This is a genomic window from Pseudomonas sp. KK4 (assembly GCF_001984065.1).
Taxonomy (GTDB): domain Bacteria; phylum Pseudomonadota; class Gammaproteobacteria; order Pseudomonadales; family Pseudomonadaceae; genus Aquipseudomonas.
This window is the reverse complement of the sequence record NZ_LYVP01000001.1, coordinates 128,139-151,373: the sequence shown is the minus strand read 5'-3', so window position 1 is coordinate 151,373 and position 23,235 is coordinate 128,139. Positions and strand designations below refer to the sequence as shown.

Sequence of the window (23,235 nt, the reverse complement as noted above, 5' to 3'; positions counted from 1 at the left end):
AGCGCACGCCACATGGGCTCAGTGCCCTGGCGAATCCTTGTGGTTATCCAGGGTATCGAGCAAGGCCACCTGCATGCGCGTGTGCACACGGATAAACCAGCGCCACAGCAGCGCAGCCACGGCCGCCGCCACCACGGCGATCAGCATCAGCAACTTGTTGGTCGGCAAAATACTGGCCGACAAGGCTGCCAACAGCAGGAAAATCACCAGCAGCGAAATGATCGGGATCACCTCGGAGATCACCCGACGCACCCGCTGCGTGTGGCGCCCGGCCATCTCCGGTTTCACCCCCATTTCCGCCAGCAACATCGACAACGCCTTGAGCTTGCGATAAGCGGCAATCAAAAACGGCAGCGACACCAGCAGCGCGCCTCCCCAGATCAGCGCCTTTTGCCAGCTCGGGTCGCTGATCCAGTCCTGCAAATTGGTCGAGATGCGCTCGGCGAAGTACGCCCCGGCGAAAAAGATAGCGATCACCAACGCCAGATTGACGCCCACCTGCAACAGAATCCGCCGAATCATCGACGCCAGCAGCGCGCCCTCGCCCTGGGGCTGGATGCTGCGCAACCATTCGCCATACATCCCCAGCACTCGACCCAGTCGTTGTGGCATGACCGCGGCGAGCTTGATGGACAACGGATCGGCCGCGCGGATCAGATAGGGCGTCAACAAGGTGGTGATCACCGATACCGCCACCGCCACCGGGTACAGGAAGTTACTGGTGACCTGCAGGGTCATGCCCAGCGCCGCAATGATGAAAGAAAACTCGCCGATCTGTGAAAGCCCCATCCCCACCCGCAGCGACGTGCGTCCGTCATTGCCCGCGATAAAGGCGCCGAGACCGCAGGACAACATCTTGCCCAGCACCACCGCGACCGTGATCACGGCGATCGGCCAGGCATACTGCAGCAGGATCATCGGGTCGAGCATCAGCCCGATCGCCACGAAGAATATGGCACTGAACAAGTCGCGAACCGGCTCGATCAGGCGCTCGATTTTCAGCAATTGCCGGGATTCGGCCATGATCGCGCCGATCAGGAACGCGCCGAGCACCATGCTGTATTCCAGCTTGACCACCAGCAGGCAGAAGCCGAAACACAGGCCCAGCACGGTGATCAACAGCATTTCGTTGCTTTCGAATTTGGCCACGTAAGCCAGCAAGCGCGGTACCAGCAAAATGCCGATCACCAGCGCGACGATCATGAACAGCGAAAGCTTGCCGACGGTGGAAAACACCTCGCCCGAGCTGACCGTGCCACTGACCGCGATACTCGAGAGCAAGGCGATGATGCCGATGCCCAGAATGTCTTCGACGATCAGCACACCGAAAATCAGCTGGGCAAAGCGCTGGTTTTTCATTTTCAGATCGTTGAGTGCCTTGACGATGATGGTGGTCGAGGAGATCGCCAGGATCGCGCCCAGAAACAGCGAATCCATGGTGTTCCAGTCGAACCAGCGGCCGATTTCATAGCCGATCCAGATCATCAGGACGATTTCCAGAAACGCCGCGATAAACGCCGTGGCGCCCACCTTGAACAGCTTGCGCAGGCTGAATTCCAGGCCCAGACAGAACATCAGAAAGATCACCCCGAGCTCCGCCAGGGTCTTGATGGTCTCTTCGTCGTGAATCAGACCGAACGGCGGGGTGTGCGGGCCAATGATGAAACCGGCCACGATGTAGCCCAGCACCACGGGTTGCTTGAGCCGATGGAAAAGCACGGTCACCACGCCTGCGACCAACATGATCACTGCCAGGTCCTGAATAAAACTGATGGCATGCATGATGTGGGGCTCCCTGGTGACATAGCTCAAGCGTCAGACGTAGGAAGCGTCCGCTCAAGCAAAGTGAAAAATCCGCCTTCCGCGTAGGAATTGCCCCCTAAAGAGCGCTTTTGCAGGGTAACACCGCGACTTCCGGCTGAAAGGCGGTGCAATATATGGAAACAGATCGATCCGGCGTGACGGCGACTCGCCGCCCGGCGTCCCGATAACTGTTGGTTTGCAAAAACCACCGAGGCACCCGCAGAGGTGCGTCCTTCAAACCTTGCCCTGACCCGTGAGAGCGCTATGGAACCCGGAAACGCCCAGCTGTCGATGACGGTATTGATGACCCCCGACATGGCCAACTTCTCTGGCAATGTTCACGGCGGTACCTTGCTCAAATACCTCGACGAAGTTGCTTACGCCTGTGCGAGCCGTTACGCCGGCCGCTACGTGGTGACCCTCTCGGTGGACCAGGTGATTTTCCGTGAGCCGATCCATGTCGGTGAACTGGTGACCTTCCTGGCGTCCGTCAACTACACCGGGAACACTTCGATGGAGGTGGGCATCAAGGTGGTGACCGAGAACATTCGTGAGCGCTCGGTGCGCCATACCAACAGTTGCTTCTTCACCATGGTGGCGGTAGATGACCAGCGCAAACCCGCCCCGGTGCCGCCACTGCAACCGCAAAACAGCGAAGACAAACGTCGTTTCGTCCAGGCACAGCAACGTCGTCAGGTTCGTCAGGAACTGGAAAAGCGCTATCAGGAAATCAAGGGCGATGCCTGAGGCTCTGTCAGATAGTGTGATGGTGCTTTTTAAATAGTCTTCGCGAGCAAGCCCGCTCCCACAATGGATCCTGTCGTACACAACATGCGTGTCCGACCGTATTCAGTGTGGGAGCGGGCTTGCTCGCGAATGGGGTCAACGCACAATCAAAGACTGATCGACGTCGCCTCGAACCGTACCCGCGGATGAGCAATCCGGTCCTGGGCCCGCACCAGTTCCAGCTCATAGCTGGCGCAGGCCTGGGTTTCCAGCAATACCTCATGCACCGCCGATGCGGCGAATTCGAAAGCCGCCACCAGACTATCGCCCAGCAGTACGCGCGCCAGAAACAGCCCGGAAGTCAGGTCACCCACACCTACCGGCTGTCGCGGAAACGCCAGCAGCGGTCGCTGCAGATGCCAGCTGCCTTCAGCCGTCACCAGCAGCATCTCGAACACGTCCTGGTTTTTGCCAGGGTAGTCCAGATGCTTGACCAGCACCGCTTTGGGTCCGCGCACCAGCAGGGCCCTGGCCATCGCCAGGCAATCGAACAACGATTGCGGTTTGCGTCCCGAGAAGCTGTCGAGCTCCAGTTGATTCGGGCACATGAAGTCGGCCACGGCGGCGGCCTCCTCCAGCAGAAAATCGCTGACTTCGGCAGGCACGCTGCACCCCTTCTCCGGATGGCCCATCACCGGGTCGCACAAGTACAGTGCCTTGGGGTTCATCGACTTGATCCGCTCCACCCCCGTGAGAATGGCCCGGCCCTGAGCGGCGCTGCCGAGGTAGCCCGACAGCACCGCGTCGCAATTGCCCAGTTCGCCGATTGCCGCGATGCCCTCCACCAGGTCGGGGATCTGATGCGGCGCCAACACTTCACCGGTCCACTGGCCATATTGGGTGTGGTTGGAGAACTGCACGGTGTTGAGGGGCCAGACATTCACCCCGACCCGCTGCATCGGAAATACCGCGGCACTGTTGCCCGCGTGACCGAACACCACGTGGGACTGGATAGCGAGCAGATGGGGCGTACGTTTCATGCGGTGATTTTCCGTAAAACGAATGAAATTCGAGCGGCGCAGTATGCGACGAAAAGCTGCCTGTACGACAGACCGGCGACGCAGTTAAGCTGACACTATCTTGTTGGAGCACCCTGTTGATGCTGACCCTTGGAAATATTTTCGTGCTGATGCTGTTCGCCACCGCTGGTGCCTGGCTGTGGCACAACCACGGCTTGCGCGAACGTGCGCTGGAGCGGGTCAAACAGCATTGCAGCAACCTGGGCATCGAGTTGCTGGATGGCAACGTGGCGTTGAAAAAAATCGCCTTCATCAAGGATGGACGTGGCCGGCGACGTCTGGCGCGGGTATATAACTTCGAATTCACCGTGACCGGCGAGACCCGGCATAACGGCACCATCACTCAGTTCGGCGCCCACAGTGCGCAGATCGAACTGGCACCCTACCCGGTTCCCTTCGACGACACCCCGCCCGTGGTCGATGTCGTCAAGCCCGGCGGCAATGTGGTCGAACTGAGCCATTGGCGGCAGGAGCACAGCAAGTGGCGGCCATGACGCGCCTTGCTGCCCGTTAGATCCCTTCGCGAGCAAGCCCGCTCCCACACTTGGAACTGCGAACACAGCCCCAACTGTGGGAGCGGGCTTGCTCGCGAAGGGGCCCAGCAAAGCGCCACATCAATCTCTTAACCAGCCTGAAGCCTGCATCGGGCCAAACCCGCGTTCAGCCAATCAGCCTCCTGCGGCTCACTGAAAATCAGTTCAACCCGCGAATCCTGCCGCCATTCACTCGGTTGCCATTGCCGCACCGAGTTATCCACGGCATTGACCGACACCCAGCCATCGGTACTGTGGATGACCAGTTTGGCCCTCCGCCATCCGAGGCCGGCAAGCCATTGATCGACAAGTGATGCGTCGAATGTCTGGCTCGGGTGCCAACGCCATCCGATGCTCCAGCCACCGTCCTGTTCATGGCTTAAACAAATCGGCAACGCTGGATCCGTCCAGATAGCCGGCAGCTGGGCCAATCCTCTGGGTGCTGCAAGGTTATCCACACCCGCCACTGCTTTCGCCGTCAGACCGGGCAATTCGCTCAATGGCATCTGCGCCTGTTGCGTCCAGTACAGCGGCCGCGACGGCATTTGTGCAGCAAGGCGCCGGCGATCGGCCTCATCCAGGTTTTCCGATTTGTTCATTACCAGCAATCCGGCAGCACTCAATGCATCCTGTTGCGCCGGCGGCAACACCTTGCCCAACGCGAGCGCCTGAGCGTCCAGTATCAGTACACTTGGCTGTACACTCAGTACACCTTGCCAGGGTGCCTCACTCAACTGCCTGAGCAATTGCGCAGGGTGCCCCAAGCCTGAAGGTTCGATGAACAATCGATCAGGCCGCGCCTTGCGCAGCAATCGGCCCAGGCCGATCTGAAACGGCGCGCCATTGACGCAACACAGACAGCCTCCGGCCACTTCCCCCAGTGCGATACCATCAGCATCCTGGGTCAAGAGCGCAGCGTCCAGACCAATCTGGCCGAACTCATTGATCAGTACCGCCCAGCGCTCGTCATCAGGGCGTTGCGCCAACAGGTGCTTGATCAGGCTGGTCTTGCCCGCCCCCAAAGGGCCGGCGATGACGTGGGTGGGAATGTTCTGCAACATGATAAAAGGCTTCTGAGGAGGTAAGGATGCAGTGGACAGCATGGTCGTTACTGCTGACGTTGACGTGCGGCGAGGCCCTGGCCCAAGCCTGCGTGGTCCACAGCCAGGCGGAACGGCTCGACGTGAAAGTCTGCCAGCAGAACCGCAATATCCCGGAAAAACTGTTCGCCGACGGTTTCTGCCAGCCGACCCTGGCCGGGCAGAAAGTCGAGGTGCAATACGTCGACCAATGCCCCGAGGGAGCGTTCGGCGTGTGCAGCAACGCCCAAGTCGCCAATATGCCTTATCGACAGGATATTCACTATTACGGCGTGGCCACGGATGCGGCGTATCTGAAGCCATTTTGCCAGGCTCAGAGCCAGGGAACCTGGCTCACGCCCTGACGCGGTCGTTGGTTCAGGCCGCCTCATCGAACCATGGACCGAAAGGGTCCGGCAGCGATTGCCAGGCTTGTTCGCCCATCGCCATCTCGTCGTCGGTCAGCAGGCAATCGTCGAGCTCGGATGTGAGCTGCACAAAATCCATGTCCTGACCAATGAACACCAGCTCCTGTCGGCAATCACCGCCGTCCACGGCCCAGTTCTTAATGATGGCCGCGGTGCTTTCCTCGTCCTGCGGCCACTGATCCTTGGGCACAAACCGCCACCAGCGCCCGGCATGACCATAACGCATCAAGCCACCGGCCTGAGACCAACTGCCGGCCTCCATGTACTTGCTCGCCAGCCAGAAAAAGCCCTTGGAGCGCAGCAGCCTGCCATTGGGCCAGGGACGGTCGATGAAATTGAAAAAACGCTGCGGATGGAACGGCCGACGCGCGCGATAGGCGCTCGAGGCTATACCGTACTCCAGGGTTTCCGGTACATGTGCGCCGCGCAGCTCCTGCAACCACCCAGGGGCCTGCGCCGCTTTCTCGAAGTTGAACCGGCCGGTATTGAGGACCGTCTCCAGCGGCACTTCACCCATGAGCATCGGGATGATGTGCGCCTGCGAATTGAGTCGTGCCAGGATCGCCATCAGCTCCTGCCGTTCGTGGCTGCTGATCAGGTCGACCTTGCTGATCAGAATGACGTCGGCGAACTCGATCTGCTCGATCAACAGATCGGTGATGGCGCGCTCGTCCTCTTCGCCCAGGGTTTCACCACGGGAAGCCAGGCTCTCGGCAGCCTGATAATCGGCCAGGAAATTTACGCCATCGACCACAGTCACCAGGGTATCGAGGCGGGCGATATCGCTGAGACTCTGACCGTTTTGATCGCGAAAGGTGAATGTTTCTGCCACGGGCAACGGCTCGGAAATACCGGTGGATTCGATCAGCAGATAGTCAAAACGCCCGTCCCGGGCAAGCATGCTCACTTCCTCCAGCAGGTCTTCGCGCAGGGTGCAGCAGATGCAACCATTGCTCATCTCGACGAGTTTTTCTTCCCCCCTACTGAGGCTGACATCACGCTGTACCTCGCTGCCGTCGATGTTGATTTCACTTATATCATTGACGATTACAGCAACGCGCAGTCCATTACGATTACGTAATATGTAATTTAGAAGTGTACTTTTTCCTGCGCCAAGAAAGCCCGACAGGACCGTAACGGGAAGGCGATATGACATCAGAGGTTCCTCACAGTTATCCGAAAACAGATAGCTGTTCATTAAATGAGCAGCGCCGTTTAGGTTATAGTATAACATCCAAATCGGTAGCGCGATGGAACTGCTCATGAACGCCCGGATTCCGCCCAGCGCCGCACCCTCCTCACCACAAGCCATACGCTTGGAAGTACTCGCTCAGGGTTGATGCCCATTTGAAAACGCGATGTTCCACGTGGAACTAACAACCGAAGTTGTTTGTTCCCTCACACTCAAGCGAGCACATGGAAAGCCTGCACGCCCATGATGCAGTCGTCGAAATTTGCTAGAACAGGGGGAATGGATGATTCGGAGACTGAACGATGACGCAATCGTCGGCGCCCGAGGGAGCGTTGAAAGGAATCAGGAAAGGATTGGTTGGAGGTGGCGTGTGCGTGTGTGCGTCCGCCTGAGGTTTGATAGCGTTCCGGCAAACGCTATCGCGGGCAAAGCCATCCCTACCGTATGCGAGTGGGAGCACGGCTAGCCCGCGGTATTTTAAGTTAAGCCCTTGGCTTGACGGTACCGCAATCCTGTCCCAACCATACGGCGCGACTCTCCAGGCTGCCTTTCTGCTGAATGCCCGTGGCATTGAAGGTGCCATTGACCTTGGTGGTGAACTCACGGTCACTGAGAAAGGTGGCGACACCTGCTCCCTGCGCTTTCGGGCAGCTGAATCGGAATTTCCACTGATTACCGGTGCGATCGGTGATCTCCTGCTTGCAGCCCGATTGTGGATCGGTCAGTGGAATATCATCACTCTTGACCTGCTCAGGCGTCAGACACGCACGAATCCCCTTGCCCCCCATTGTGATGCCCTGTTTTTCAAGCTGAGCACGCTGTTGCGGGGTCATCTGGCTTTGTATCTGACCCAGGATCAGTTGCAGATCCGGCAGGTTCTGGTCGTCGACCTTCATGTTGCTGGTGGTCAATTCCCATAAACCTGGCTGAAGCATTTGCGCTTGAGCTGCCACAGGAAGCGCCAACCCCAGCGTAATGGCCAAACCCAGCAGACGAACTTTCATCATGTCACTCCTGATCGATAGTGGCCGTTAGACGCCGGCCACGGGCTTCGGTTCATGGGTCAATTAATTAGCGACATTCTGCCCGGAACATGGTCTGTTAAGCACTGAATCTTCAGGAGCAAGGCTGCCCCCATGGATTATTTTGGACCACACATTTTCGGTTACACCATCGCATTGCTGCACACCCTGGGTACGATCGCAGCGATCCATGCCGTGTTGACCGTTCGAACCGCCCAAGGCTCCATCGCCTGGGCGCTGTCATTGGTCTTCATGCCCTACTTGACCCTCATTCCCTACCTGGTCTTCGGCCGCAGTACTTTCGACGGTTACATCAAGGCTCGTCGTCAGGCCAACGAACAGATGCGCAAAGCCGTCTCAGAGCTCAACTGGCGCCCCTGGGTCGAGGAGGCACTCACCGCCCGCGCCTCCAACGCTTACGCCTCGCTACGGGCAATGCCGAAGCTGGGGCGCATGCCCTGCCTGGCCAATAACGAAGTACAACTGCTGATCAACGGCCGTGCCACGTTCGATGCGATCTTCAACGCCATCAGCCAGGCACGAGAAGCGGTGCTGATCCAGTTTTTCATCATCCACGACGATCGCCTCGGCCAGCGTCTGCACCAACTGCTGCTTAAGAAAGCCGCCGAAGGCGTGGTGATTCACCTGCTCTACGACCGCATCGGCAGCCATTCCCTGCCCCACGGCTATGTACAGTCGTTGCGCGATGGCGGCGTTCAGGTCAAAGCCTTCGCGACCCGCAGTGGCTGGCTCAACCGCTTCCAGGTCAACTTCCGAAACCACCGCAAGATCGTGGTGGTCGACGGCATGGTCGGCTTCGTCGGCGGGCACAATGTCGGCGACGAATACATGGGCGAGAAACCGCCCCTGGCGCCGTGGCGCGACACCCACGTGCAGGTGCGCGGTCCCGTGGTGGCCTGCATGCAGGAGTCCTTCGCCGAAGATTGGTTCTGGGTGGCCCGTTCACTGCCGCCGCTCATCCTTCCGGAGGTGTACCCGGACGATGGTGTGCTGTGCCAAATGCTCGCCAGCGGCCCGGCAGACCCTTACGAGACCTGCTCGCTGTTCTTCGTCGAGGCCATCCACGCAGCGACCGAGCGCGTGTGGATCACCACCCCCTATTTCATCCCCGACGAAGCGGTGTTCGCCGCCCTGCGTCTGGCCGTGCTGCGCGGGGTCGATGTGCGGATCCTGCTGCCATCGCGCCCCGACCACAAAATCGTTTACGCCGCCTCCAGCCTCTACGCCTTCGAAGCCGTGCGCGCAGGCGTGCGCGTATTCCGGTACGAACCCGGTTTCCTGCATCAGAAAGTGGTATTGATCGACAGTGAAATCAGCGCAATCGGCAGCGCCAACATGGACAACCGTTCGTTCCGGCTGAATTTTGAAGTGATGCTCCTGACCGTCGACAGCGTGTTCGCCGCCAAGGTGGAACACATGCTCAACGACGACTTCGCACAGGCCCACGAAATAGCCAAGGAAGAAAGCCGGGAGACCCACCGCCTGCAAAAAGTGGGCATGCGGATCGCCCGGCTTATTTCACCGATTCTCTAACGCGTTCTAGGGGTTGTAGATATCGTCCCTGGTCCATGGCAGTTCATGGCTGCCATCGGGGTGCGCCTTCACCGCAAGGATTTGATGCAAGTTGATCCAGCCCTTGGCGAACGCGTAGGCACAACCCGCCAGGTACAAGCGCCAGATCCGCAACGCTTGGTCTGGCACTTGTTTGGCGGCCGCCTCAAGGTTGTCTTCCAAGCGTTCGCTCCAGTGATCCAGAGTTCGTGCGTAATGCAGGCGCAGGCTTTCGACGTCGACAATCTCCAACCCAGCCTCGCTGATCTCGGCGGAAATCATCGACAGGTGGGGCAACTCACCATTGGGGAATACATATTTTTCGATGAAGTCACCCGCTCCGCGACCCACGGGACGTCCATCGGTGTGTTTGGCGGTGATGCCATGGTTCATCACCAGTCCGCCTTCTTTCACAGCGCCAAACAGGGTTTTGCAGTACTGCGCCAGGTTGGCGTGGCCGACGTGTTCGAACATGCCGACGCTGACGACCTTATCGAATCGCCCGTCCTGAGGCAGATCGCGATAATCGAGCAATTGCAGTTCGACGAGGTCTTCCAGGCCTTCTTCCTTGACCCGCTCGCGGGCCAGGGCCAGTTGTTCCTTACTCAGGGTAATGCCGAATACTTTCGCGCCGAACTCCCGGGCCGCATACCGCGCCAAACCACCCCAGCCGCAACCTACGTCCAGCAAGTAGTCGCCCGGCTGCAGGCGCAACTTACGGCACAGATGTCGGAATTTGGCTTGCTGGGCCTGCTCGAGGGTTTCGCTTCCGGTCTCGAAATACGCACATGAATAGGCCATGTCGCTGTCGAGCCACAGTTGATAGAAGGCATTGGAAAGGTCGTAGTGGTACGAAATCGCTTTGGCGTCGGTTTCTTTGTCATGGACCGTGCGCACCGGTGTTGCGCTATCGTCATCTTCCACCAGTGCCTGACTTAACTCATCGCAGACGCGAATCACATCGCTGATGGAACCTTCCAGCTCCAGCTTGCCTTCGACAAACGCCGCTCCTAGCGCGTCGAGACTGGGATGGGTGAACTGGGTAACCATTTGTGGGTCCTTGACCACAATCGTGACGCTGGGCGTCGGCCCCAGATTGAACTCATGGCCATCCCAGAGTCGCAGGCGTAGCGGTAACTGCAGGTTCTGTAAGGCCGGTGGAAGTTGCGCGAGCATGGATTATCCCCCTTGTTTCAGACGTCTGCTGAGAGGTTAGACCATCCTGGAAAAATAGCTGCCTATCGATTTGATAGCGGATTTCTATCCGAAGAAAATCACATAAATGACTGCTATCTCCCTAGATGACTGCGATATCTCTCTACAGTTCTATGAATCTCTGAATTCCCCTATGTAGGAGCGAGCCTGCTCGCTCCTACAGTTTCAGCAGTGGCTCCTGGAAACGGAGTAAGCGTCCTGCATTACCCAACACCAACAAAGTGCTGAGGTTGTGCAGTACCGCCGCAATCATCGCGCCAGCGGCACCCAGCCAGCCGAACGCAGCGAAGGCCACGATGGCCAGTGTCCAGCCCAGGCCAATGATCACGTTGACCTGCAAGGTTTTGCGGCACTGACGACTCAGGCGAACACAGGTTCCGAGGCGACGCAGGTCGCTGCCGATCAACACGATGTCCGCCGAGGCCAATGCGATATCCGCACCGCCCGCCCCCATGGCCACGCCCACGACACCGGCCTTCAGGGCCAGCGAATCGTTGATGCCATCGCCCACCACCATAGGTCGAAAACCATGACCGATTTCTTTCAGCACACGGTTGAGCTTGTCCTCAGGCAAGGCTTGCGCCTGGACATCGCTGATACCCACCTCCCCGGCAAGCGCATGCGCGACACTCTGGCGGTCACCGGTGAGCAACAGTTGCCGGCCCAGCCCGAGCTCCCGCAACTCGTCCAAGGCGTACCGGGCTTCGGGTTTCACGCTGTCAGCCAGCAACAGCCAGGCAAGGAATTGCCCATTGAGGGCCAGGCCGGCAATCGGACCGTCGTGGTCGGGAACGGCCAAGGCCCGGATGCCCAACTGATTGAACAACTCCGGTCGGCCGAGCGCAGCCTCACCCTGGTCAGTCATGGCTACCACACCCAGACCCTGTCGCTCATGAATGTCGGTCAGTGAAAAGAAGCGGTCCTGTTCCACCAGTCCGGCCAGTGCCCGGCTAACCGGGTGACTGCTGGCGGAACCGAGGCTGGCAGCGAGCGCCAGGATTGTCGGGGTAGCCTCCGCCGGGCTGTCGATGGACTGCAGCCGCAAGGTGCCGTAAGTCAGTGTGCCGGTCTTGTCGACCACCAGAGACGTGAGGTCGGCCAGTTCTTCGAGAAACGCCGAACTGCGAATCAGAATCCCGTGCCTGGCGGCCACCGCTACCCCGGCGATTGCCGTGGCCGGCGCCGATAGCACCAACGCGCAAGGACACGCCGCCACCAGCACCGCGAGCATGGCCTGAGCGTTGTTGGTGACGAACCAGGTCACCGCGGCCAGCAGCAATACCAGCACCATATAGCTGCCCGCATAACGCTCCAGCAATCGCGTGATCGGTGGTTTGGAACGCTCGGCGTTCTGCATCAGGGCAATGACTTTGCCCAGGGTCGACTCGCGGCCGGTGCGGGTCACTTCGATGTGCAACAGGCCGTCGAGATTGATCGCCCCGCCGAACACCGACATGCCGACGCCGGCCTCTACCGGTACCGATTCGCCGGTGATGGAAGCCGTGTCGAGACTGGCCTGACCGGACAATACCCGCCCATCCGCCGGCACCCGATCGCCAGCGCGCACCTCCACCCGATCCCCTGTCTTTAGGGTGCCGTTGTCGACTTCGACAATCGACCCATCCGCCTGAACCTTGCGCGCATGACTGCGCGTCAGTTTGCCCAAGGCATCAATGGCCTCCTGCGAACCGATCACGCTGCGCTCCTCCAGGACGTGGCCGAAAATCATGATGATTGGCAGCAAGGCCGCCGTGAGCAGATCACCGGTGGCCCAGGCACCGAGCATGGCCAGGGCGATCAACTGATCGGTGATGCCGTGCAAGCTCGGATAACGCAGGCTGTACCACGCCGACCGCATCACCGGCACGGCCACCAGCAGCGAAGCGAACCCCAGCAATAACTGGCTGACACCGGTCTGCTCAGGTGCCAACCAGCGCCAGATCAAACCCAGCGCCAGCAACCCGAGGGCGAGCATGGCCAGGGTCAATTGGCGGGCAGCGCTGCGTTGTTCGGCCGAGGACAAGAGGCTCGGTGCAGCGGCGGTTTGCGCAGTCATTGGGCAGCTCCCTGAATGATCAGGCGGGAATCGTCTTTGGGGTCGACCGTGGTCACGGATCCCGCCTGGCCGAGAATTTTCGGTATCCGCTCGCGGTAGATTCGCAGCAGCATCTGCGGGTCGGTGCCTTGTTGCCGAGCCTTTGCCAGGCTCAACACCGTGGCGGTGTCGGCGGAGGCCCTGGCCAGCCGTTCACTGGCCTGGGCGTGGGCGACTTGAAGTGTGTGATCGGCCTGTTCGTTAGCGCTCTGGGTCAGTTTTTCGGCGTCGGTTCGTGCATTGGCCACGGCTTTGTCGGCTTGCTGGCTGGCTGTCAGCACCGCGTTGAAGGCATTGACCGCAGGCCCCGGCAAACTCGATTGCACATCCACCCGCGCCACTTCGATGCCCAGCCCCTGCCCGGTCGCAGAGAGCTCTGCCAGCCGCTGATTGATGCCCCGCACCAGATCGCCACGCAGTCGTTCACGTCGCTCAGCGGCCTGATTGTCAGCGCCCACCAGCTCAGGTCGCGCCACCAGGATGGTGTCCAGATCCCGCGCTGCGGTCAGCGCCACAGTGCTTCGAGTCACGAGTCGGTCCAGCGCCGGCAACACGTGTTCACCTTGCAACACAAAGGCATAGGGATCGGTGACTTTATAGAACACACGCACATCCAGTTGCACCACCCCGGCATCACCGGTCAGCAGATAACCGGATCCCGCCAGGGCGTCGCTGATCGGTGTGGCGAAACTGGCAACGCGATCAGCTTGCAAAGCGGCATCACTGCGCAGCAGATTATCGACTCTCCGTTCAACCACCCGATCCGCTGCCGGCAACAAGATGACCTGTTCGATGGGGCGCGGCCAAGCCCACAACAACCCGGCATTCTGGATACGATCCAGCGCACCAAAGTGCAATACCACTGCACGATCCTGCGGATCGATCTGCCGCACATTGGAAAACGTCCATGCCAATGCGGCCAATACTGTTGCCGCGTACAAAGTAAGAAATGCCAGGCGACCTGCCTGAATCCAGGGGCTGCTCAACTCATGTGTTCCACGTGGAACCAAACTCATGGCTGCGATCCGGATTGGCTATCGAGGCTCGGCGGCCCGTCAACCAGTACGCGAAATGGCGCGGCGTCGGTACGCAGAATCAGTTTTGTCCCTGGGGTCACCACGGTTCCCAGTGTATCGAGTGAGCGCAGCAAGTTATAAAGCTGCGGCGAACCGGCGTAAGCGCGGCCATAGATTTGCGCCGCTTCCACCCGGGATTGCGCTTCGATGTCGGCTGCTTTCACTGATGCATCCGCTTGCACGATTCGCGCATCACGTTCGGCGGCTGAGCGAATTTGCGCCGCTTCGCGCTTGCCGATGGCGGTGCGTTCGGTGGCAATGGTTTCTCGCTCGGCGCGCATGCGATCAACCGTGGCGGTCAGCGTGACCGACGGCAACGTCAAACGCTCGATCCCCACTTGCAGCACGCGCACGCCATAAGTGGTGAGCAACTGCTGGTCAATCTGCCGGCGCAGTTGCGCTTCGAACTCGGCGATGTGCACCTGACTGGCATCGGTGTTGACCAGATTGGCCAGGTCGAAACTGCTGGCCGTGGTTTCCAGTGCCGAACCGACGAAGGTCCGAATCTGCCGCGCGGCTTCGTCAGGCTGATTCTGCACCGCGCGCATGAAGCGCTGCACATTGTCCGGATCACCCTGCACCTGCCAGGCCACGTAGGCCTGAATAATGATGCGCAATCCGTCCCGCGTGCCCACGTCCTGCAAACCGCTGGAGGTAGTACGCAGTCGCAGATCCACCGCAATGGCTGATTCGAATGGCGCTGGCCAACGCCAGCCCAGGCCCGGGTCCAACAACACTCGCGCAGGGTTGCCGAAACGCGTGATGACCGTGGCTTCCCCGGACCTCACCTGCACCAGGCACGCAGCGGCAATGGCAAACGCCACCAGCAACGCGGCCCACCCCATGCGTCGCCATGGAAAAGGGCCGGCCTGCTCTGGAGCGCCATGATGGTGATGATGACCGTGATGATGATGCCCTGCATGACCATGATCGGTGTGATCGTGACCATGGTCTGGCGTGTGCGCATGGCTCAATTTGAGGCTCCTGGCTGAGCGGTTTTACGCGACGGCGCGGGGTCACCCGGCAGCGTGAAAGTTCGCAGGTCGATGGTTGGCGCATTGCTGTCGCCGCCGAGACGATGATCGAGTACCAGCAATCTGGCATTGGCCAACCCTTGGGAAAGTTGGCTGAGGTACTGCTCCAGCACGAAAGCCTGGCCCGCATTGGCGTAGGCCTTTTGCTCGGCACTGAACTTGCGGTCGGCGGTTTGCGCAGTCGCGTTGATTTCATGGGCGCGGGCGGTGGCCTGATCGTGGGCGACGCTCGCCTGCAATTGCGCCTGGTTGGTGGCTTCGGCGGCGGCGCCACGCTCTCGGGCGATCAATGCCTGAGCAGCAATCTGCGCCGCTTGCACACTGTGATAGGCGTTGGCAGCGCCGGCTGGTGGGTGAATCGCCTCGACCACCGTGGCGAGGATTTCCACGCCACTGTCGAGCTTCTGCAGATCCGCTTGCACCGCACGGCCGATGTCTTCGGCAAGCCCTTCGCGGTCCTCACCGAGCAAACCGTCCAGCGTTCGTGAGGCAAAATCGTGGACCAGGATGCGACTGGCGATGCTGCGCACCAGAGTCGGGACATCGGCGCTGTTATAGGTGGCTGCCAGCGCAGCCTGATCGCTCAAGCCGACGCGATAGACGAAGCGTACGTCCATGTTGACGATCTGAAAGCTCTGTTTGTCGCCACGGCTACTGGCGATCACTTGGGACTTGTCGTTCACATGGCTGGCGTCCCACAAGCGATTGGCCGTTATCGGCGCAGGGCCCTCGGCAGGATCTGCCTGAGTGGCAATCGATGTCTCGCCCACGCTGGTGGCCAACTCATGCACCACGCCGTTTTCAACATTCAGCACCCGGCCCAGCGGCCAAGGCAGACCGGCGTGCAGACCGGGACCGATCACTGCCACCGGTTTGCCGAACCGCTCGTAGATGCCCCGCCCCTGCAGCGGTATTTCGTGAATGCCGGTCAGCAACCAAGCTGCGAACACCACCACCGCCAGCACCGGAAGAAAAGCGCGACGTATGTAGGTGAAGGCCCAGATTTGCCGCAAGTCGATGCCGAATCGGGTGTGCACCTCGTGCTGCAACGCCAACAACGGCTGCGGAGGCCAGCGCAGCATGTCGGCAACGAAACTGCGCGCCAGTAACCTGGGCTCAAGCTGTTCGCGACGGGGACTGAACAGCGACAACCCGGCGCGCAGCAATAACTCCGCTGCAACCAGCGCCGGCAGCAGACCGATCAATACAGCCAGCCGAACCGGCCACACCGCCGTTTCGCTACCGAAAAAAAGACACAGCGCGCCCAACACCAGGCTGATGATCGGCACCCGCACCCATTGCGCCAGCGCTTGCGCTTCGGGCCACTGAGCCGGGTTTTCCTGGGCCAGTTGACGCTCCAGCACCAGCAAACCAAACGCCAGCAACAACGCCAGCGCCGCGCCGACCGTGGCCGACGAACCCAACGGGGTGGATGGCAACGCCAGGTTCCACAACGCTTGCACGCACAGCAGCGCCAGCAATGCCCAACCACCGAGCCACAGGGTCGGCGCACCGATCTGCCTGAGCAGGTGCAGCCAACGCTGCGACATCCGATCGAGCAGCCGGTCATACCATCCCACCGGCGCCTCGCGCTCTTGTAAAGCCTGCGGCAGCTGTGCGGGGCCCATCGCTTGCGCACGCCATCGACTGACCCACCACGCCGATTGCAGGCCCGCCATCAGGACCAGCATCGCGGCGCTTTGATTGAACAGCAGCGCTGGCCAAAGGGATTGCGGTGCAAACAGGCCGGTGAAGAAACCCAGCACCAGCCCCATCGTCACCAGCACAGCGCAACCCATCGCGAGCTTACGCAAGCGACGCGCCTGGAAAAGCGCCTGCTGAAAGCGCGGCAGCTCGGCTACCTGCGTCCCTTCCATTTCTAGATCAACTTGCATACCACTCCAGTGCCGGCTTGGTTCTCATAACAGTTCGTTACGATATAACGAAAGCGGTGAAATATTTGTACTCACTCAGCTATCTAAAAACCCTGAACCTGTCGCTTGGCTGAAGCCTTGACCGAAAGGCGCGATTGCGCACATATTACGTTCGTAATTTTTTCCAAAGACTACGTTTACTCCTTTCTCGATCCCTTTCCCTCCAGGAGCAGATCCATGAGCACTTATGACGTCGTGATACTCGGTGGTGGTCCCGGCGGCTACAACGCAGCCATCCGCGCCGGGCAACTGGGGTTGAAAGCCGCCTGCGTGGAAGGACGCGCCACCCTGGGTGGTACCTGCCTGAACGTTGGTTGCATGCCGTCCAAGGCACTGCTGCATGCCTCGGAGCTTTACGATGCCGCCATGGGTACGGAATTCGCCAACCTGGGCATCGAGGTCAAACCCACCCTCAATCTCGCGCAAATGATGAAACAGAAAGATGAGAGCGTGGCCGGGCTGACCAAGGGCATCGAGTTTCTGTTCCGCAAGAACAAAGTCGACTGGATCAAGGGCTGGGGCCACATCGACGGGCCGGGCAAGATCACGGTGACGGACAACGCCGGTGTTAAAACCGAACTGAGCGCCAAGGACATCATCATTGCCACCGGCTCGGAACCCACTCCCCTGCCCGGTGTGGACATCGATAACCAGCGCATCCTCGACTCAACCGGTGCGCTGTCGCTGGAACAAGTGCCCAAGCATCTGGTGGTGATCGGCGCTGGCGTGATCGGTCTGGAGCTTGGCTCAGTGTGGCGGCGCCTGGGTGCTCAGGTGACCGTCGTCGAATTCCTGGACAGAATTTGCCCCGGCGTGGATGGCGAAGCGGGCAAAACCCTGCAACGTTCTTTGACCAAGCAAGGCATCAGTTTCAAGTTGAGTTCGAAAGTGACCCGTGCAACCACCAGCGACAGCGGTGTACAGCTGACCATCGAACCTGCGGCCGGAGGCACCGCCGAGACACTCGAGGCCGACTATGTGCTGGTGGCCATCGGGCGCCGGCCGTACACCCAAGGGCTGGGGCTGGAGAATGTCGGCCTCGCCACCGATAAACGCGGCATGCTCGCCAACAAGGGCCATCGCACCGAAGCCGCCGGCGTCTGGGTGATCGGCGACGTGACGTCCGGGCCAATGCTCGCGCACAAGGCCGAAGACGAAGCCATGGCCTGCGTCGAGCAGATCGTCGGCAAGGCCGGTGAAGTGAACTACGCGCTGATTCCCAACGTGATCTACACCAAACCCGAACTGGCCAGCGTGGGCAAGACCGAGGAACAACTGAAGGCCGAAGGGCGCGCCTACAAGGTCGGCAAATTCCCCTTCACCGCCAACAGCCGAGCGAAGATCAACCACGAAACAGAAGGCTTCGCCAAAGTGCTGGCCGATGAGCGCACCGATGAAATCCTCGGCGTCCACTTGGTGGGGCCGAGCGTCAGTGAAATGATTGGCGAGTACTGCGTGGCCATGGAGTTCAGCGCCTCGGCCGAGGACATCGCCCTGACCTGCCATCCACACCCGACACGCTCCGAGGCGTTGCGTCAGGCGGCGATGAATGTGGAGGGGATGGCGACGCAGATGTAGCCAGATCAAAGGATCGCAGCCCAGGGCAACGCCTGCAGAAGCGCGCCGAAGGCTGCGGTCTCTTCAGATCGGCAAATGCTCCAACGGCAGAGCCCCAGGCGACTTCACCGTATGAATCGCAAAGTTGCTGCGGATATCGCTGACACCCGGCAACTTGAGCAACCGCCCGGTCAGAAACCGATCATAGGCACGTAAGTCCGGCACCACCACTTGCAACAGGAAATCCGACTCCCCTGACACCAGGAATGCCGAAATCACCTCCGGCAATGCCGTGACGGCCAGGCGAAAGGCTTCGGCTTGTTCGTCGTTATGCCGCTCGACCTTCACGCCGACAAACACCGTCAAGCCAAGCCCCACTTCATCGCGATCCAGATTGGCCTGGTAGCCTCGAATCACCCCGGCCTCCTCCAGCATCCGCACCCTGCGCAGGCAGGGCGATGCCGACAGGCCAATCTCGTCCGCCAACTGCACGTTGCTCAAGCGACCGTCCCTCTGCAGCGCGGCAAGTATCTTGCGGTCGTAGGCATCGAGTTTCATGGTTTGGCAGATCCTGATGGTTTGATTGGCATGGATCGGCAGATTATGCCAATACCACGCTTATTTGAAGCGAAGTACGCAAGCACTTGCTCCGCCCCCAAGCCCTAGACTGGGCCTACTGATTCGACGACTAAAAGGGGTTAGAGATGGCGGAGTTCTGGCTGTTTTTCATGGCGCTGGCGGTGGTTTTCCTGTTACCGGGGCCGGACATGATCCTGTTGTTGCAGACCGGTGCTCGTGAAGGCAAAGTTGCCGCGCTGGCCACAGCGGTGGGGTTGGCCATAGCCCGAGGCTGTCACGTGGCATTGGCGGCATTGGGACTGGCGGCACTGTTCAAGGCCGCACCCTGGACATTCGATGTGGTCCGTCTGGCAGGCGCTGTTTACCTGTTGTGGATTGGCATTCAATGCCTGCGCACGACATTGATGCCAACAGTGAATGACCCCAACGCAACCGGCGAAGCACCGCAGTATCGACAGGCGATCCAGCGTGGTTTGCTGACCAACCTGCTCAATCCCAAGGCCCTGCTCTTCTGCTCGGTGCTACTGCCGCAATTCGTTGACCCACACGCGGGCCCGGTGCTCGCGCAATTCGCCCTGTTGGGCGTGGTCCTGGTCGCCATAGGCTTTCTGTTCGACAGCGCTTACGCCCTGCTCGGCACCGTGCTCGGCCGATGGCTGCAACGCAGTCCGTCAGCCCAACGTATGCAGCAATGGTTGTTTGGCAGCCTGCTGATTGGCTTTGCAATACGACTGACCTTCGTTCAGCAAGCCTGAACCGTACGCGATCACCTGTAGGAGCGAGCTCGCTCGCGATGAACCAGAGAGCGCCGCGGGCTCTCAGTTTCCCAGCGTTATCGTTGACGACCATCGCGAGCGAGCTCGCTCCTACAGGGGCTTGCGGCGGCGCAGGATCAACAATAGCGCGGCGGCTGTAACTGCCAGCACGCTGCCAATCTGCAGCGGAGTTTTATAAGGCCGCAGGGTCGAGCGCAACCCGTCGGTGATCTGGGTGATGTAGCGTTTGTCGGCTTTCTGGAAGTCCGGGTCCTGGCATTGATGCCCGAAATCACCGGCCCATACAACGTAGGGGCCATTCTCGACATAGCGCTGATAGAACGCGCTCTGCTCCTTCTGGCTTGTCCCCCACATCGACGCCTTGCATAGCACTGCCGCAAATGCCTGGCTGCTGTGGGGCAAGTGATCCGCTGCCTTATTGGCAAGTGCCGTCGCGACGTAACGGTAATGAAAGCGCTCGTCCGGTTTTGCGATTGTGGCACGCTGACGCTGCACCTCTTGCTCGGCCATCAGAGGCCCCACCTTCAGCTCGCTTGTCTCCAGGCTGTAGTTACCGTCAAAAGTCGCGAAATCCGGTGCCATTTCATAGCCTAACAATTCCATACCGTTGTAACGGGCTACGGTCGCGGCATGGTAATAGGCGAACGCACGCTTGCTCGGCCACCATTTCGATTCGGCCTCCTGGCGCAAGTCGCCGTACCACTTGGCCCTGGCCTGCAACTCGGAATTGTCGAAATAAGCAGGTGCTTCATCGAATCGATCTTCACGTAGCAAACGCCGCCCGAGCAGATTGCGTAATTTCGCCGCCACCGGCAGTGGCACGTAGTGATCGCGATCTTGTTGAGTCAGCTCCGGCGGTGCAGGCACCTGGGTGTCGACGTAGTGTTTGAGTTCATCGAGTGTCAGCACGCGCTCGGCAACGGTGGCCGCATCAAACCAGTAGATACCTTTGCTGCGATAAAGCTGATCGAAGGCTTGCAGATAATCGCCGCGCTGCAAGGCCAGAATCGCGCTTTCGCCGTCGACGCGACATTTGGGCTGCAGGCTTTCGAAAGCCCAGTCCGGTGTCCGCCGCTCGCCCCAGGATTCATCCTGCGGGAAGGCTTGAGCCGCTTTCGCGTAGGCTGCGGCCGCTGCGTTTTTATCGCCATCGCGCACCGCCAGCTTCGCCCGCAGCCACCAGGCCAGGCCGCCATCACCGGCGTGTTCGAGAAACGCCTTGGCGCTGGCGTAATCACCCTGTTGATAATTCATCGCGGCCAGTCGATCGGCGTTGTCGAGACTGCCACGGGTACTGCTTTGCAGGAGCTTGATCAGTTTCTTCTCGTTTTCCGGCTGCTCACCGAAGGACCAGCCGAGACGGCTGATCAAGGATGCCGTCACCAGTTGCTGCACCGGTAGATTCTTGAGCAGGGCCGCCAGTTGCGCATCGGGCATCGCTGCCAGATCGGCCATCAACAATTTCAACGAGGTGTAGCCCACTGTCGAGCCGTGGCGGTTTTGCGTGGCGTAAAGCTCGATGGCACTGTTCCAGTCTCCTGCGGTGCGAGCCACACGTGCCTCTTCTCCGAGACTGGCCACGCCCAGCTCCAGCGGATCACTGAAACCCTCGATGCTGAGTTGCCGGGTTTGCTGGAACGCCTTTCGTGATTGCGCCAGCAAGTCGGGGTTCGCGTCTGCCGCTGAGCTCATAGCGAACAATGCCCTCCCCAACGAGTACGCCGCCCAGGTGCTGCGCAACGCGCGCTGATCCTTCGGCAACGCCAGTACCTTGTAAAAATACTCTGCCGCCAGCCCCTGTTCACCGTTGGTAAACGCCACTGCTCCAGCCAGGTACAGCCGTAGCTCGGCAGGAAGACCCGCACCTTGCACCTCGACCTGGCGGGCATCGGTCAGCCCGCGCAGTTGTTGCACCAACGCTTGCTGCTCGGTGCTCAAACCAATCTGCTCGGCCTGGCTGCGCTGTTCGGCATAGTCGTTGGCATCCACCCCGTAGGTGACTTCGGTGACGTCCTTGAGCCCCGCAATCGCATGCCCCAGTCGATTGATCTCAAATCGGAAGTTGCCCTCTGGCAGTTCCGCCAGTGACTGGTCCCGATTATCCAGCAGGCGCATGGGGAAGTCGGGGCCGCACGCCAATGCCGAACCCAGTGGCAGACTCAGGCTCAGGCACAGCAGGTGACGGGGCCAGTTACGGGTGAACATTCGACTCTCCTTGATCAATTGTTGCGCAGCGTGCCCAACCAATGGCTCGCTGCCCGCCGGCCGCTATCCGGCCTTCGCGCAGGCGGGTGAAGGTAAGCAGATCCGTCTCCTGTTGCAATGCGTAACCTGCCAGCGCATCCGCGCCCTCGCAACCTTGGACCACCAAGGTAACGCGCTCGGGCCAGGCGCTGTCGAGGTTGCCTTCGTTGGCGATGCCGATGTCGTAAAGGCCCTGCTGTGCCGAGAGCTTAAGCTTCAATTGGCTGTGCAGCTCATCTCCATTGGCCACCGCGCGCAACGTCGTCAGGCTCCACGCCCGACGGTCGTTGGCCAAGGGCAGGCGAAACCAGATCAACCCTTTCAGGTGCTCCGGTGGCGCATCGCGCAATTGCGTGGCGAGTCGGCCCAGTTGCTGCGGATCGGCCAGCAGTTCCCGACGCTCGCCCACACGTTCGATGCTGACTTCACTCTCGACAATGGGCGCACCGCTGGCGCTGGGCAACAGCGCCACGCCATAGGCGGGCAGTGCCAGGTAGAACGGTTTCACCGTGATGCGGCTCCAGGCGTTGGCCCATTGCAGGGCTTGGTCGGGATCAAACAAACCGCGACGCGGGTCACGCACCGCATGGACCTGCAACACGCTGCTGTCGACGGTGGACAATAGCTTGGGCAATTCGGGACTGTCGGACCAAGCGGGTAACGCAGTGATGCTCAGGGGCAAGGAGGACGGTAGTGCATCGCGCAGGTGAGTGAGAAATTCGCGATAGGCCGGGAGTCGGGCGACACCTGCGTCATGGTCGATTTCCACGCCGGCAAGGTGCAGGCCTTGGGACTGCCAATCATTGATCAGTTGCTGGACCTGCCTGGTGATCTCATCCTGATTCAATGATTGGAGCTGGCCATCCAGGCGGATCACGGCAATGAGTGGCCGACCATCCGTCTTGAGCAGCACAGGATCGATCCTCGCCCGGCTCCAACCTGCCTGCGCAAACGCCTGTAATGCCAGCACGCGCAGGGTCGAAAAATCGTCGCGTGAATCACTCAAGGCAACTTCGTGCCCCGCCGTCCATTGTCTTTGCCAGACATAAAGCTGCTGATCGAGCAGCGGCGCATCTTTGCGTTCGCAACCAGTGAGGAGCGCCAGCGCCATCAACCCCGCCAGCAATCGTAAAAATAACGCCATGAAAAAAATGTTCCATAAGATGCAAAAAGGGCCGCTAACGGCCCTTTGTTCGCCCATTGGTCCTGGGTAATAAACACCCTGAACAATGAAACTACGCGACTTATGTTCCACGTGGAACCATCGATTTTGCAGGCAGGGGTTGCTTGC

General features: G+C 60.0%; 19 protein-coding genes. 6 read left to right on the top strand and 13 right to left on the bottom strand.

Features of this window, described 5'->3' with window-relative positions:
- Positions 1-18: 18 nt before the first annotated feature.
- The gene (locus B0W55_RS00675) at positions 19-1,782 is read right to left on the bottom strand and encodes a cation:proton antiporter (RefSeq protein ID WP_077044143.1); all 1,764 of its coding nucleotides are present in this window, start codon (positions 1,780-1,782) and stop codon (positions 19-21) included.
- A gap of 285 nt (positions 1,783-2,067) precedes the next feature.
- Between B0W55_RS00675 and B0W55_RS00670 the strand changes: the two genes are divergently transcribed.
- Complete coding sequence (locus B0W55_RS00670) at positions 2,068-2,550, top strand: acyl-CoA thioesterase (protein ID WP_077044142.1); 483 nt, start codon at positions 2,068-2,070, stop codon at positions 2,548-2,550.
- Positions 2,551-2,696: 146 nt separating this feature from the next.
- Here the strand turns inward: B0W55_RS00670 and pdxY are convergent, their stop codons facing one another.
- Entirely contained in the window at positions 2,697-3,569 is an 873-nt protein-coding gene (gene pdxY / locus B0W55_RS00665) for a pyridoxal kinase PdxY (protein WP_077044141.1), read from the bottom strand.
- Between the two features lie 119 nt (positions 3,570-3,688).
- Between pdxY and B0W55_RS00660 the strand changes: the two genes are divergently transcribed.
- On the top strand, positions 3,689-4,102 hold the full coding sequence (locus B0W55_RS00660) for a DUF3301 domain-containing protein (protein ID WP_077044140.1): 414 nt from the start codon (positions 3,689-3,691) through the stop codon (positions 4,100-4,102).
- 128 nt (positions 4,103-4,230) lie between these two features.
- Here the strand turns inward: B0W55_RS00660 and B0W55_RS00655 are convergent, their stop codons facing one another.
- Positions 4,231-5,202 (bottom strand): GTP-binding protein, encoded by a 972-nt coding sequence (locus tag B0W55_RS00655; RefSeq protein WP_077044139.1) that lies wholly within the window; start codon positions 5,200-5,202, stop codon positions 4,231-4,233.
- Positions 5,203-5,228: 26 nt separating this feature from the next.
- On the opposite strand from B0W55_RS00655, the gene B0W55_RS00650 reads away from it, so the two are divergent.
- Positions 5,229-5,585 (top strand): NADH:ubiquinone oxidoreductase, encoded by a 357-nt coding sequence (locus B0W55_RS00650; protein WP_077044138.1) that lies wholly within the window; start codon positions 5,229-5,231, stop codon positions 5,583-5,585.
- A gap of 13 nt (positions 5,586-5,598) precedes the next feature.
- On the opposite strand, the gene zigA is transcribed toward B0W55_RS00650, so the two are convergent.
- A complete protein-coding gene (zigA, locus tag B0W55_RS00645; protein WP_077044137.1) occupies positions 5,599-6,804 on the bottom strand; it encodes a zinc metallochaperone GTPase ZigA in 1,206 nt (401 codons plus the stop codon).
- A 518-nt stretch (positions 6,805-7,322) separates the two neighbouring features.
- Positions 7,323-7,844, bottom strand: coding sequence for a DUF3617 domain-containing protein (locus B0W55_RS00640; protein WP_077044136.1), 522 nt, complete (start codon positions 7,842-7,844; stop codon positions 7,323-7,325).
- 132 nt (positions 7,845-7,976) lie between these two features.
- On the opposite strand from B0W55_RS00640, the gene cls reads away from it, so the two are divergent.
- Positions 7,977-9,416, top strand: a complete 1,440-nt coding sequence (cls, locus tag B0W55_RS00635) for a cardiolipin synthase (protein ID WP_077044135.1) — start codon at positions 7,977-7,979, stop codon at positions 9,414-9,416.
- A 6-nt stretch (positions 9,417-9,422) separates the two neighbouring features.
- Here cls and cfaB read toward each other — a convergent pair whose 3' ends face one another.
- The 5 genes from cfaB to hflK (B0W55_RS00610) all read right to left on the bottom strand — a co-directional run bounded on the left by cfaB (position 9,423) and on the right by hflK (B0W55_RS00610) (position 16,749).
- Complete coding sequence (gene cfaB / locus B0W55_RS00630; RefSeq protein WP_077044134.1) at positions 9,423-10,610, bottom strand: C17 cyclopropane fatty acid synthase CfaB; 1,188 nt, start codon at positions 10,608-10,610, stop codon at positions 9,423-9,425.
- Between the two features lie 196 nt (positions 10,611-10,806).
- The gene (locus B0W55_RS00625) at positions 10,807-12,705 is read right to left on the bottom strand and encodes a cation-translocating P-type ATPase (protein ID WP_077044133.1); all 1,899 of its coding nucleotides are present in this window, start codon (positions 12,703-12,705) and stop codon (positions 10,807-10,809) included.
- On the bottom strand, positions 12,702-13,760 hold the full coding sequence (hflK, locus tag B0W55_RS00620; RefSeq protein WP_077044132.1) for a protease modulator HflK: 1,059 nt from the start codon (positions 13,758-13,760) through the stop codon (positions 12,702-12,704). Before hflK (B0W55_RS00620) ends, B0W55_RS00625 begins: the two co-directional genes overlap by 4 nt.
- Complete coding sequence (hflC, locus tag B0W55_RS00615; RefSeq protein WP_077044131.1) at positions 13,757-14,794, bottom strand: protease modulator HflC; 1,038 nt, start codon at positions 14,792-14,794, stop codon at positions 13,757-13,759. The genes hflK (B0W55_RS00620) and hflC overlap by 4 nt, the downstream gene beginning before the upstream one ends.
- Positions 14,791-16,749, bottom strand: a complete 1,959-nt coding sequence (gene hflK / locus B0W55_RS00610; RefSeq protein ID WP_077044130.1) for a protease modulator HflK — start codon at positions 16,747-16,749, stop codon at positions 14,791-14,793. The genes hflC and hflK (B0W55_RS00610) overlap by 4 nt, the downstream gene beginning before the upstream one ends.
- Before the next feature lie 216 nt (positions 16,750-16,965).
- Between hflK (B0W55_RS00610) and lpdA the strand changes: the two genes are divergently transcribed.
- Positions 16,966-18,366, top strand: coding sequence for a dihydrolipoyl dehydrogenase (lpdA, locus tag B0W55_RS00605; protein ID WP_077044129.1), 1,401 nt, complete (start codon positions 16,966-16,968; stop codon positions 18,364-18,366).
- A 63-nt stretch (positions 18,367-18,429) separates the two neighbouring features.
- On the opposite strand, the gene B0W55_RS00600 is transcribed toward lpdA, so the two are convergent.
- Positions 18,430-18,903: an Lrp/AsnC family transcriptional regulator gene (locus B0W55_RS00600; protein ID WP_077044128.1), complete on the bottom strand. Its 474-nt coding sequence runs from the start codon at positions 18,901-18,903 to the stop codon at positions 18,430-18,432.
- Positions 18,904-19,049: 146 nt separating this feature from the next.
- On the opposite strand from B0W55_RS00600, the gene B0W55_RS00595 reads away from it, so the two are divergent.
- Positions 19,050-19,679 carry a LysE family translocator gene (locus tag B0W55_RS00595; RefSeq protein WP_077044127.1) on the top strand — a complete coding sequence of 210 codons (630 nt, stop codon included), beginning with the start codon at positions 19,050-19,052 and terminating at the stop codon, positions 19,677-19,679.
- A gap of 111 nt (positions 19,680-19,790) precedes the next feature.
- Here the strand turns inward: B0W55_RS00595 and B0W55_RS00590 are convergent, their stop codons facing one another.
- Entirely contained in the window at positions 19,791-21,905 is a 2,115-nt protein-coding gene (locus tag B0W55_RS00590; RefSeq protein ID WP_077044126.1) for a hypothetical protein, read from the bottom strand.
- A complete protein-coding gene (locus tag B0W55_RS00585; protein WP_077044125.1) occupies positions 21,892-23,088 on the bottom strand; it encodes a DUF3142 domain-containing protein in 1,197 nt (398 codons plus the stop codon). Before B0W55_RS00585 ends, B0W55_RS00590 begins: the two co-directional genes overlap by 14 nt.
- Between the last annotated feature and the right edge of the window lie 147 nt (positions 23,089-23,235).